Source organism: Bacillus cereus group sp. BfR-BA-01311 (assembly GCF_022664295.1).
Lineage (GTDB): Bacteria > Bacillota > Bacilli > Bacillales > Bacillaceae_G > Bacillus_A > Bacillus_A cereus.
In genome coordinates this window covers 120,083-132,589 of sequence record NZ_JAKUHC010000009.1, presented here as the reverse complement: position 1 = coordinate 132,589, position 12,507 = coordinate 120,083, and the positions used below count along the sequence as shown (strand labels likewise).

Here is a 12,507-nt window from a genome sequence, read left to right as displayed (position 1 = left end):
AAATTTTACTTTGGAGTTTTTAGCTTCCCACGTATTTAACTACAAGGTGAGGATTAATTTCTCCCTCTTCCTTTCCCTTATCCATTCTCTGTTTCATCTTATGCATACCGATGACATCATTCGTATGAAGGTGAATTTCATTTACATATAATCCCTCTGTACAAAAAGCTTCTACAAAATCTAGTCCATTTTTTGCTCCCCAGCCCATATTATAATCAAGGGAAAGAATATTCACATCATAATCCCGAACCATTTGCAAGGCACATTCTACTGTAGTTGCGGGCACATACCCGAACGGGCAACTTCTTTGATCATCCATATATACGTTCATTTTCGATTCCCTCTCTAATTTGAATAAACGGCTAATACATAACACATTGCCCCAAGACTAATAAAAGGACCAAATGGAATTGGCTTTCGTACTTCTATACGTTTTAATCCGATACCAATCCCAAAAAAACAAAGACTAAAACAAGATGCTAAAAATAAAACGATAAAAACTCCCTTCACTCCTACTATAAAACCAAGTAACGAAAGTAGTTTTATATCTCCTCCGCCAAGCCCTTCTGGATATATCTTTTGTATGCAATATAACAAAAGGAATATAACACCACTACCAACTATACTATCTGTCCAAGTAACTAATTGTACAAAAACACTTTCAAGAATGAGTAAAACGGCAAACGAAATTAAAATACAATCAGGAATTAACATATATAAGTAATCTGTAACCGAAATAATAAGAAGTAGCGAAAAAAGGGATAAAATGATAATAAGTTCTCGTTCTATTCCAATCATATACACGGTAAGAAGAAATATACTTCCTGTTATACATTCAAATGCTACATACATAATTGGAATTTTCCTCTTACAATTCGTACAACAGCCTCTTTGTATATAAAATGAAATGATGGGGATTAGTTCTTTTGGCCTTAGTACATATTTGCAATAATAACAATGTGAACGTGGGGTAATGATAGACGCACCTAATGGAACCCTTATTGCAACTAGCATAAAAAAAGAACCAAACACCATCCCTGCTAACAGTGCATATAAATAAGTGAACATCCCTTCCTCTCCTTTCCAAAAAAACATAGCAAAAAAAGGAGAGAACTTCTACTTCATATTATCCTTTATTCTACTAAAAAAGCAGGCCATTTTCCGGCCTGCTTTCCCCTCTTTTATACGATGAAATATACTGCTTTTAATGGTCCATGTACTCCGACAACAAGATTCATCTCAATGTCAGCCGAGTTACTTGGTCCTGTAATAAAGTTAATACAAGATGCCGCTGTCTCCCCATTTTCTACGCGTGAGTTCATATCCTGAACTGCTTGTGTAATACGAGGCACAAGTGTTTCACGTGGAATAATAGCAAAATATACAGTCGGTAAAAAGTGTAAAGAACGTCCCTGCCCTTTATGACTTTGTACAACAATTGTACCAGATTCGGCTAATGTATAATCACTAAATGCAATACCAATATTCGCTTTTTCAGCTAAACGCATATTTTCGTCTTTTCTCTCTGGATCCCATACGTTCACTTCAACGTCTAGCTTTGGAAGTTCTTCTTTAAATAAAGATGTTAAACCATATGCATCAAAACGCTCATCTGCTGATAATAAAATAGGTCCCCCGCCGTTTTCCATAATTACTTTTTGAAGGTCTTCACCTAAACTGTCATTTGTCGTTTCTACTACAGTTGTATGAATGTTTGTACATTGCTTTTTAAACACTTCTAGTAATTCTTCTTGTGAATAATCTTTTAACGTTTCTATATTCACATTACTTTTCCATACTGGACGCTCTACACCTTCTGTTTTACGCGCGCGCCCAAGTTCTTTTGCAATGTTATCTAGAAAGGCATCACGGTTTTGAATTAATCCTGTCATTATTTGTCCCCGCCTTTCTTATGATCTTTATACCAATCACGGAATCGTTCTTTACTTGGAGCTGGGAATTCACGAATATCTGTCCAGTTTTTAAGTGGCCCAACACCTTTTGATACACGATTACCAGATGTAAATGGACTCATTGCTGCTGGCGCCATTTTTGATCCCATTTTATATAAAGCTGCTGAAGATGCACCCATACTAAACATTTTCATTGCTAATTTTTCTGCAAGTGGAGCACGTCCTTCTTGCTCAACGATAACTTGACGATGTTTTAATAATAAATCATGCAATGGAATTTTTACTGGACAAGCTTCTGTACATGCTCCGCATAAACTAGAGGCATAAGGAAGCTCTTTGTAATCATCATATCCACCTAAAAGTGGTGTTAATACCGCACCAATCGGTCCTGAGTATATAGAACCATATGAATGTCCACCAACATGACGATATACAGGGCATACGTTAACACAAGCAGCACAACGAATACATTGCAATACTTGGCGGAATTCAGATCCAAGAATTTGAGAACGACCATTATCGACCACAACTAAGTGGAATTCTTCTGGGCCATCTACTTCCTCTTCTTGAATTGGTCCCGCTACCGTTACATAACTTGTTAACTTTTGACCTACTGCACTACGACATAGTAAACCAACTAAAACATCTAATTCTTCCATTGTCGGAACCATACGTTCCATACCCATTACTGCAATTTGTGTTTTCGGAATCGACATGACAAGATCTGCATTACCTTCATTCGTTACTAAACAAAGAGATCCAGTATTTGCAACAGCAAAGTTACAACCAGTTACACCAATTTCTGCATCCATAAATTTCTCACGAAGTTGTTTACGAACAAACTTTGTCATTTCATATGGGTCATCAGAATTTTCATAGCCTAGCTTTTCTTTAAATACATCGCGAATTTGCGTTCTATTTTTATGAAGTGCAGGTGCAATAATATGTGAAGGTGGATCGTTATCTACTTGCAAAATATACTCTCCTAAATCACTCTCTAACACTTCACAACCAATCTCTTCAAGCGCATGGTTCATACTAATTTCTTCTGTTACCATCGACTTTGATTTTACTACTTTTTTCGCTTGTTTCTTTTTGGCAACGTCTTGAATATACTTTGCAGCTTCCTCTTTCGTCTTCGCAAAGTACACGTGTCCGCCTCTTTTTGATACATTTTCACTTAACTGCATTAAGTAATAATCCAGATTTTCTAACGTATGTTGACGAATTTGTTCACCTAGTTCACGCCACTCTTCCCAGTTTCCTAATTCATCTGCAGCTTTTAAGCGATTCGTATATAAACGCGTTTGTGCAGAAGATACTGCTCCGCGCATAAACGAATCTTGAATTCCATCACCAACGCGATCATTAAATTTTTTCTCACTGATTTTCATAGACATAGCTTATGTTCCCCCTTCATGAGCGACTATTCAGTACCTCAGCAATATGCATTACTTTTACTTCTTTTCCTAAACGCTCAATACGTCCGCCAATGTTTAACAAACACCCACAATCTGCACCGATTAAATAATCTGCACCTGTTTCCATGACACTATCTACTTTTTCGTCTACCATTTGCTCAGAAATTGGAGTCATCTTAACTGAAAACGTTCCCCCAAACCCGCAACAATTTTGCACGTTTGGCAAATCTCTCACAGTTAATCCTTTTACATTTGATAATAAAATTCCTGGTGCTTCTTTTACTCCAAGCATACGCGTCATATGACATGATTTATGAATAGTAGCTATCCCTGGTAAACTTGCACCAACATCTGTAACTTTTAAAACATCTACAATAAACTGTGTAAATTCATAAGTTTTATCAGCAACTTTTTGTGCACGTTTAGCCCACTTTGGATCATCTTTGAAAACATGCGGATACTCATGAAACATTGTCGCACAAGAACCAGATGGCGTAACAATATATTCTGCATCTTCGAAAGTTTCAATCATATGTTTCATCGCTTCTTTTGCTGCTTCTACATGGCCGCTATTATAAGCAGGCTGCCCACAACAAACTTGTGCTTCTGGAAATTCAATTTCACAACCTAAACGCTCCAACACTTCAACTGTTGCTTTGCCGACATTTGTTTCAAACATATCGACTAAACAAGTAACAAATAAAGTAACTTTCATAACTATTACTCCCCCTTTTTACAACTTCACCAACAAACATATGGTCATCAGATGACTTAGTAGAGAAGAAATAGGCTCAACCATGGCCTATCCTCTCCCTCTTCTAAAGAAAACGCTTACTTAATCTTTCTCTATTTTATCAGAAAATTAAATTTTTAAAAGATTAAATTACGAATTTATATCGTTTTTACCTGTGACAATATGTTCTACATTTGTTAAATGATCTAGCATTGCTTGCTGCGCTAATTCTACATCTTGTTTTAACACCGCATCATATATAACTTGATGCTCTTCTATAAGTCGTTCTGATGTCGTTTGTTCACCATATAAAATAATGCGTCTTGATTCACCAATTGTTTCAGCAATCATCTCTGAAACATGATTCATGAGTTCAAGCAAAATGTTATTATGCGAAGACTCTGCAATTCCCATATGAAATTGAAAATCGGCTTTTTCACCAGCCTTTTCATCTCCAATGCTCTTTGCCATTTCATCTAACCAATGTTTCATATTTTGTAAATTATCTTCCGTACGTTTTGCCGCCGCTACTCGAACTGCCCCCACTTCAAGCACCTTTCGTACTTCTAATAAATTCAAAATATCTTCTTTCTTCATTAATAATCTATTGTTTAATGATTTCGTTAATGAAGAAGAATCGAAGTTCTTCACATATGTACCTTCTCCTTGTTTCATCTCAATTAAGCCCATCGCTCTTAGCGCACTTAGCGCTTCACGAACAGCAGATCTGCCAACTTGAAACTGCTCAGCTAATTGATGCACAGGGAGTAGTTTGTCACCAGGTTTTAACGTACCATTTTTAATCATTGTTAAAATAGCTTCAGATACTTCTTCGTAAATTTTTTTCGGTTTAATAGATTTGTACTCCAGTTAAATCACCTCAGTATCTTCCAAACAACAATTGAAACGATTTATAAGAACTTTGCATCATAACTATTTTAGACCGAATTGATAAGAAGTACAAATGTTTTGTTCATAAAATAGTCAAATTTTCGATATTTATTATATATTAATTTATATTTTGCGTGTAAAGTGAAACTTTAATCAGTGGGGTTTTGTTCATCGCCCACTGATTATTAGCTCTCACCAATCGGGCTTTTACGGGCAGCAGGGCCTCCACCTAACTTCTTTGCTTCCGTTGAATTTTGAGGTGAAGGTCTTACTGCCCGGCGAATAGCGGGATAAATATTTTCTTCAATATAAAGAACATGTCCTAAAAATTAGAACATGCTCCCCTCATCCTGTACATTCAGTTTAATAATAACCGTTGTTCCCTTATCTTTTTCACTTTCAATTTTCCACTGTCCACCATGTATATGAACAATTTGTTTCACAATAGCAAGGCCTAAACCTGTTCCACCGTGTTGACGACTTCTCGCTTTATCAACTCGGTAAAAGCGTTCTCCAAGATTCTCCAAATGTTCTATATCAATACCAATTCCTGTATCTTTTATTTTTAATTCACAGTAATCATCGATTTGCTCTAAAGTTATAACGATATTTCCTTTTTGATTTGTATACCGTATCGCATTATCTAACACATTATGAAGCACTTGTTGCATACGATCCTCATCAATCATGACAATGACCTCTGGATTTAAATTGGTTGAAATATGAATTTCCTTTTCTATAAACTTAATCTCATACGTATCTAATACGTCTTCAATCAGCTGTGAAAAAACGATAGGTTGCTTCTTTAACGGAAAGTGCTCACCTTCTAATTGTGCTAAGTCTAACAAGTCATGAACGAGACGCTGCATACGACCTGCTTCTTTATGAATTAGCTGCGTTACTTTTTCCTGCTGTGGTCCCTTTGCAACACCATCTAAAATAGCCTCGCTATACCCTTTTATATAACTAAGTGGTGTTCTAAGTTCATGCGAAACATTTGCTAAAAATTCCTTACGCTTTACATCTTCTGTTTCTAATGAATTTGCCATTTTATTAAATGCTTTTCCTAATCGTCCAATTTCATCCTCTGAAGAAACTGTAATCCGCTCCGAAAAATCTCCCGTAGCCAAATGATTTGCAACCCGCTCCATTTGCGAAAGTGGCTTCGTAATTGCAATTATAATTTTCCTTCCAACCCATATCGTAATTAAAATCATAGCAATTGCTAACGGTGCTAAAATAAGACCCATATCATAGATTAAATCTTTTATACTTTTTAAAGGAATATACGAATAGACAATTCCGACTAATTTTTTATTTTCCAATACAGGGATGACAACCCCCATAATATTACGGTCAAAATGTTCTTCATATCCTATTTTCGTCACAGTTTTCCCGTCTAATAGCGTTTGCCTATCTCCTTCACTTATAAGAGAATGATGATGCACATCAAAAGGCAAACATGCACTTAAATCACGCGGATTAGACACGAAAATAACGTCTGAACTAGATATTTGATCAAACGATCTTACTTTCTCTTCAAAAGTTGATATTCCTTCACGCTTATCATATTGAGCAGCAAGACTTTTTCCTTCCATTACTAACGAAGCTTTTAAATTATCAACGTATAATTTTTCATACGAGTATAAAGATACGAAATAAAGAAAGGACACTGTTACACATACTGCACATACTACTGTAAGCCAAAGTTTTTGTACCATCGTAAACATACGTTACACCTCAAATTTATAGCCTACACCCCAAACAGTTTGAATGTAGTTTCCACTTTCTCCAAGCTTCAAGCGCATCGTTTTCACATGCGTATCTACCGTTCTTGTACTTCCGGCATAATCATATCCCCATACCTTTTCAAGTAATTGCTCCCGGCTAAATACTTGTCCTGTATGTTGGCAAAGAAAATATAATAAATCAAACTCTTTTACAGTAAGAGAAATCGGCTCACCATCCGCCTCTATTCGTCTACTTTTTTCATTGATAAGAATTGGTCCAAATTGAATCTCTTCTTGCTGTTCTTGCTTTGTATATCTTCTTAGCACAGCTTCCATACGGGCAACCAATTCACCAGGACTAAACGGTTTTACAATATAGTCATCTGCTCCCATACGTAAGCCGTTCACCCTATTCCACTCTTCACCTTTTGCCGTTAAAAATATAATCGGCACATCTGACGTTTTTCTAATTTCTTTACAAACTGAAAGTCCATCCATTTCTGGCATCATTATATCTAATACAACGAAATCATAATGATCCGTTTCTAGTTTTTTAAGAGCCTCTTTTCCATTCTCAGCTTCTCCCCACTCATATCCAAAGTTATCCAAATACATTCCAACAAGCTGTCTCATATCACTTTCATCATCTACAACTAGCACTCTATATTTATTCATTGTCCTTCCCTTCCCTCTCTATGAGTTGAAACGGTCCTTTTCCGACTTTAATTGTTTGTTTTATTTTCAAATTCTTCATATCTATAACGCACACTTCATCACTATCATAACTGGCTACATACCCTTCTGCTCCGCTCTCAAAAAATGCAAATGGATTTGACCCTACTTCTACAGAAGCTATTTCTTTATATGTGCTAATATCAAACTTTCTAAGTGTATTCGATCCATGACTGAGTGCATATACGTACTTACTATCCTTCGTTATATTCACAGGCATAAATGGAGCGTGTAAAGAACGCACCATTTCTCCACTCTGTAAAGAATACACTAACACTTTCTCATTTACTTGATTTCCATCACCATGTCCGCCAATCCATATTTCTTTCCCATCAGGACTAATCGTCGCTCCTGTTGATGCTGGCGGAATCATAAAGGATTGAATAACTTCTTTTTTCTTCGTATCAATTGTCGTTAGTTTCGTATCATAAAAGTTTAGTACAGATAACCGATTCTGATACTCTACCATCGTTATAGGCCCTTTTCCTGTTGAAACACTTCCTGTCTCTTTCCCATTTATCGTAAAGAACCTTACCTTTTGAACATTTTGATCAGCAGCAAATAATTGTTTTTTATCTGCTGATACCACCACATTTACAATGCCCTTTCCAGTTTTATATTTTCCCACTTGCCTTCCTTCCGCTAGTGAATATACATACATATATTCTAATTGCTTACCGTATACAAGTATTTCATCGCCATTTGGAAGCAGTGTGATTCCGGCCATTGGCTCATTTAGTTCCCATGTCGTAATTAACTTTTTATCTTTTTTATCAATAAAACTAATGCTGCCTTCTTTTATATTCGTAGTTATAATAACATTTTTATCTTTAGCAATTGGTGTATATGAACTTCCTTGACACCCTACTAGTAGAAATAAAAAACAGAGAAGAAAAACATACTTTCTCAAAAGATTCCCTCCATCTTCGGATGATTTCGTTATAATTGTAAAATAACAAATAAATGTGTGGAAAGTGTGAAATTTCCCTTTCTTACTCAATTTACATATATAATGTACAACAAATAGAATTTGAGGTGTGTCAATTATGCTATTTCCTGATTTAGCGAATAAAATTGTACGAGAAGTACGCAGACTAATTACAGAAAATATTATTATCATTAATATAGAAGGCGTTATTATCGCAAGTACAGATACAGAAAGAATTGGTCAATTTCATGAAGGTGCACTCCGCTGCGCCAAACAAAAGAAAACCGTCATCATTACAAAAGAAGATGAAAGGCGATTGCAAGGTGTAAAGGCTGGGATGAATCTTCCTTTATTATTTCATGATGAAGTAATTGGTGTCATTGGGATTACAGGAGAACCTGAAAATATTTCACGCTACGGAGAAATATTGCGTAAGATGACCGAATTATTAATTCATGAAAACTACTTTTTAGAGCAACTAGAACTTGAGCACCGTTCTTATGAAGCTTTTGTCTTTGATTGGCTTCAAAATACAGAGTGGTCCCCGAGTTTTCTTGATCGCGCCAAAACACTTGGCATTGATTTATATAAGAAAAAACAACTTATTTTGTTTTCTATTGGCAAAAATGACACGATGCTCCAGCGTAAAATATGGCAACACATACGTAATATTTTAACAAAAGAGCATCTATTTGTTCGTTGGGGAAATGATCGTTTTATTTTATTTACAGCAACGAGCTCAAAAGAGCAAACTTATCAATTTTTAAAACGGTTAAAACACGACTGCGAAACTTTATTTTCTATTTCTTTATATATCGGGATTGGACAAACAGTCACCTCAAACAATATGAGCATATGTTACGAACAAGCATTACGTGCTCTTTCTGTATCATTGGAAACGAAAAAAATTGTATTTAATGAAGATTTACGTTTAGAAATGTGTTTACAAGATATTTCTGCCGAAACGCGTGAACAATTTCTAGAACGTACCATCGAAAACTTATTATCATTTCCTGAGCTTATGCACACTTTACGCTTATTTATCGATTATAACCAATCTTATAAACAGACGGCTAAACAATTACATATACACATTAACACATTACATTACAGGCTAAAAAAGATTGAAGAACATACAGAACTTGATCCAAAACAATTCAAAGACTTAAACGTTTTATACTTCGCACTTCTCCTATTGGATAATCATATAAAAAAGAACGATAAAATAGATTAATCTTTAGATGATTATACATAGAAAGAATCCCTCGACTTTTTTATCATTATAATGAAAGCACTGTTACCACGTTGTTTATTATAACTAAACACGTTAACAGTTTGAGGGGGATTTCCAATGTTAGAAAAACAAATTATTCATTCATTCGTATCTATTGTTGGCGAAGATAATGTAGATACATCCAATATGGGGCGTTTAACTTATAGTTATGATGCTACTCCAAACTTCCAAGCAATGCCTGATGCAGTCATTGCTCCTCGTAATACAAATGAAATAGCTGAAGTGTTAAAAATATGTAACACTCACAAAATTCCTGTGTATGTGCGCGGGTCTGGAACAAACCTTTGCGCAGGAACATGTCCACTTGAAGGCGGTATCGTCCTTATTTTCCGCCATATGAACAATATTTTAGAAATTGATGAAGAAAACTTAACAATTACTGTACAAGCTGGTGTCATTACACTTGATATTATTAAAGCGGTAGAAGAAAAAGGTTTATTTTATCCACCAGATCCAAGCTCGATGAAAATTTCTACAATCGGCGGTAATATTAATGAAAACTCAGGTGGATTACGCGGTTTGAAATATGGCGTAACACGTGATTATGTAATGGGGCTTGAACTTGTCTTACCAAATGGTGATATTATTCGCACTGGTGGTAAATTAGCAAAAGATGTAGCTGGTTACGATTTAACTCGTTTATTTATCGGTTCTGAAGGAACACTTGGCGTGGTAACAGAAGCTATATTAAAACTTGTTCCTATGCCTGAAACAAAGAAAACAATGCTTGCACTATATGAAGATATTAATGAAGCTGCACGTGCTGTTTCTTCTATTATTGCAAATAAAATCATTCCAGCAACACTGGAGTTCTTAGACCAACCGACAATTGAAGTAGTAGAAGAGTTTGCGCAAATCGGTTTACCTACAGATGTAAAAGCAATTTTATTAATTGAACAAGACGGCCCTCCCGAAGTAGTCAATCGAGATATTGAAAACATGGCTAATGTTTGCCGCTCTATGAATGCAGTTGATGTTCGTATTGCAAAAGACGAAACAGAAGCAGATGCGCTTCATACCGCTCGCCGTAGTGCTCTATCAGCGCTCGCACGATTAAAACCTACTACAATATTAGAAGATGCGACTGTACCACGTTCACAAATCGCTCCGATGGTTGAAGCTATTAATGCCATTGCAAAAAAATATAATATTCCTATTTGTACGTTTGGACACGCTGGTGATGGTAATTTACATCCAACTTGTATGACAGACGCTCGTAATGCAGAAGAAATGCACCGAGCTGAGCAAGCTTTTGCTGAAATATTTGCGAAAGCAATTGAACTTGGTGGCACAATTACTGGTGAACATGGTGTTGGTGCAATGAAAGCTCCATATTTAGAAATGAAATTAGGTAAAGAAGGTATTGCAGCTATGCAAGGAATAAAGCAAGCTTTCGATCCAAATAACATTATGAATCCTGGAAAAATGTTCGCGAAAGACACTCGAAAAAGAGTGGTGGTTGAGCGATGACCACATTAAATAAAGAAAATATTCAAAAAGAATTCAAAGCACGATTAAGTGAAGATGAATTACTAAACTGTATGCGATGCGGTTTTTGTTTACCTACTTGTCCTACCTACATTCAATCCGGATATAAAGAGTCACATTCACCGCGTGGACGTATCGCATTGATGAAAGCAGTCGTTGATGGTTTAATCGAACCAGATGAAGATGTTGAACATACATTAAACGTTTGTCTTGGTTGCCGTGCTTGTGAACCTGTTTGTCCATCTGGTGTAAATTATGGACATTTATTAGAAGAAGCTCGTGATATTATTAATCAAAATAAAAAATTCTCAGTGCCAGTGAAAGCTGTTCGAAAAGTCGTTTTTGAAGGACTATTCCCCCATCAAAATCGAATGAGAACATTAACTGGACTAATCGGATTTTATCAACGTTCTGGTTTACAAACGCTAACACATAAAACAGGGATTATGAAGTTATTCCCTGAAACACTTGCAACGATGGATCTCGTTTTACCAAAAGTCCCTAAAATGAAAGCCATGAAAGATCGTCCTTCATTTTTACCTGCAGAAAGTACAAAGAAAAAACAAGTTGCATTCTTCACAGGCTGCTTAATGGATACGATGTTTTTAGAAACAAATAACGCAACGATGAAACTTCTTCAATTAGCTGGTTGTGATATCGTTATTCCAAAAACACAAAGTTGCTGCGGTGCATTGCATGGACATGCTGGTGAAAAGAGTGGAGCAAAAGAATTAGCAAAGCGAAATATAAAAGCATTCGAAGATTTAAACATCGACTATATTATTACGAATGCAGGTGGTTGCGGGGCTTATCTCGTAGACTATGATTATCTTTTAAAAGATGATCCGGATTGGGCTGAACGTGCTAAGCAGTTTGTTTCTAAAATTAAAGATATTACTGCTATACTAGTAGAACTAGACTTCCATAAGCGAACTGACTTACGACTCACGCCGCAAGTTATTACGTATCAAGACTCTTGTCATTTACGCAATGTTATGCGCACATCTTCTGAACCTCGTATGTTACTAGAGGCTATCCAAGGTGCAACATATCGAGAAATGAAAGATGCCGACCGCTGCTGTGGCTCTGCTGGTATTTACAATATTGTTCATTCAGAGTTATCAATGGAATTTCTAGATTACAAAATGGACCGTGTGCATGAAACAGAAGCAGCAACCATTGTTACTGCAAATCCAGGTTGTTTATTACAAATGAAATTGGGTATTGAGCGAGAAGGGCTTTCTCATAAAATGAGAGGAATTCACATTGTGGATTTATTATTAGAAGCAATTGAAACTAACTCGTAACATACGTAATAATAGGAAAACGGCTATCTCCTTCGTCTATGTAAAGAGATAGCCGCTTTTTTGTCTGCTA

At 36.0% G+C, this 12,507-nt stretch carries 12 protein-coding genes; 3 read left to right on the top strand and 9 right to left on the bottom strand.

Annotated features, from left to right (window positions below; translation table 11 throughout):
* Positions 1-19: 19 nt before the first annotated feature.
* From MR136_RS20140 to MR136_RS20100, 9 genes are all read right to left on the bottom strand, one after another.
* A complete protein-coding gene (locus MR136_RS20140) occupies positions 20-331 on the bottom strand; it encodes a cyclic-phosphate processing receiver domain-containing protein (RefSeq protein WP_001103764.1) in 312 nt (103 codons plus the stop codon).
* A 14-nt stretch (positions 332-345) separates the two neighbouring features.
* On the bottom strand, positions 346-1,068 hold the full coding sequence (locus MR136_RS20135; protein WP_088338212.1) for a prepilin peptidase: 723 nt from the start codon (positions 1,066-1,068) through the stop codon (positions 346-348).
* A 113-nt stretch (positions 1,069-1,181) separates the two neighbouring features.
* Positions 1,182-1,892, bottom strand: a complete 711-nt coding sequence (locus MR136_RS20130) for a LutC/YkgG family protein (protein ID WP_017673691.1) — start codon at positions 1,890-1,892, stop codon at positions 1,182-1,184.
* A complete protein-coding gene (locus MR136_RS20125; RefSeq protein WP_000061927.1) occupies positions 1,892-3,313 on the bottom strand; it encodes a LutB/LldF family L-lactate oxidation iron-sulfur protein in 1,422 nt (473 codons plus the stop codon). Before MR136_RS20125 ends, MR136_RS20130 begins: the two co-directional genes overlap by 1 nt.
* A 16-nt stretch (positions 3,314-3,329) precedes the next feature.
* Positions 3,330-4,049, bottom strand: coding sequence for a (Fe-S)-binding protein (locus MR136_RS20120; protein ID WP_000869148.1), 720 nt, complete (start codon positions 4,047-4,049; stop codon positions 3,330-3,332).
* Between the two features lie 168 nt (positions 4,050-4,217).
* Positions 4,218-4,907 carry a FadR/GntR family transcriptional regulator gene (locus MR136_RS20115; RefSeq protein ID WP_254904515.1) on the bottom strand — a complete coding sequence of 230 codons (690 nt, stop codon included), beginning with the start codon at positions 4,905-4,907 and terminating at the stop codon, positions 4,218-4,220.
* Positions 4,908-5,287: 380 nt separating this feature from the next.
* Complete coding sequence (locus MR136_RS20110; protein WP_000494796.1) at positions 5,288-6,688, bottom strand: sensor histidine kinase; 1,401 nt, start codon at positions 6,686-6,688, stop codon at positions 5,288-5,290.
* Positions 6,689-6,691: 3 nt separating this feature from the next.
* A complete protein-coding gene (locus tag MR136_RS20105; RefSeq protein WP_001046396.1) occupies positions 6,692-7,363 on the bottom strand; it encodes a response regulator transcription factor in 672 nt (223 codons plus the stop codon).
* On the bottom strand, positions 7,356-8,330 hold the full coding sequence (locus MR136_RS20100) for a YncE family protein (RefSeq protein ID WP_001234154.1): 975 nt from the start codon (positions 8,328-8,330) through the stop codon (positions 7,356-7,358). The genes MR136_RS20105 and MR136_RS20100 overlap by 8 nt, the downstream gene beginning before the upstream one ends.
* 127 nt (positions 8,331-8,457) lie before the next feature.
* Here MR136_RS20100 and MR136_RS20095 point away from each other — a divergent pair, with 127 nt between their 5' ends.
* From MR136_RS20095 to MR136_RS20085, 3 genes are all read left to right on the top strand, one after another.
* A complete protein-coding gene (locus tag MR136_RS20095; RefSeq protein WP_135277693.1) occupies positions 8,458-9,582 on the top strand; it encodes a CdaR family transcriptional regulator in 1,125 nt (374 codons plus the stop codon).
* Between the two features lie 117 nt (positions 9,583-9,699).
* Entirely contained in the window at positions 9,700-11,112 is a 1,413-nt protein-coding gene (glcD, locus tag MR136_RS20090; protein WP_242259566.1) for a glycolate oxidase subunit GlcD, read from the top strand.
* On the top strand, positions 11,109-12,437 hold the full coding sequence (locus tag MR136_RS20085) for a (Fe-S)-binding protein (RefSeq protein ID WP_061456934.1): 1,329 nt from the start codon (positions 11,109-11,111) through the stop codon (positions 12,435-12,437). The genes glcD and MR136_RS20085 overlap by 4 nt, the downstream gene beginning before the upstream one ends.
* Positions 12,438-12,507 lie beyond the last annotated feature (70 nt).

Excerpts from the sequence above, each read along its gene's own strand:
- glcD (WP_242259566.1), top strand. The coding sequence starts at position 9,700 with ATGTTAGAAAAACAAATTATTCATTCATTCGTATCTATTGTTGGCGAA.
- MR136_RS20120 (WP_000869148.1), bottom strand. The coding sequence starts at position 4,049 with ATGAAAGTTACTTTATTTGTTACTTGTTTAGTCGATATGTTTGAAACA.
- MR136_RS20105 (WP_001046396.1), bottom strand. The coding sequence starts at position 7,363 with ATGAATAAATATAGAGTGCTAGTTGTAGATGATGAAAGTGATATGAGA.
- MR136_RS20110 (WP_000494796.1), bottom strand. The coding sequence starts at position 6,688 with ATGTTTACGATGGTACAAAAACTTTGGCTTACAGTAGTATGTGCAGTA.
- MR136_RS20140 (WP_001103764.1), bottom strand. The coding sequence starts at position 331 with ATGAACGTATATATGGATGATCAAAGAAGTTGCCCGTTCGGGTATGTG.
- MR136_RS20125 (WP_000061927.1), bottom strand. The coding sequence starts at position 3,313 with ATGTCTATGAAAATCAGTGAGAAAAAATTTAATGATCGCGTTGGTGAT.
- MR136_RS20135 (WP_088338212.1), bottom strand. The coding sequence starts at position 1,068 with ATGTTCACTTATTTATATGCACTGTTAGCAGGGATGGTGTTTGGTTCT.
- MR136_RS20085 (WP_061456934.1), top strand. The coding sequence starts at position 11,109 with ATGACCACATTAAATAAAGAAAATATTCAAAAAGAATTCAAAGCACGA.
- MR136_RS20130 (WP_017673691.1), bottom strand. The coding sequence starts at position 1,892 with ATGACAGGATTAATTCAAAACCGTGATGCCTTTCTAGATAACATTGCA.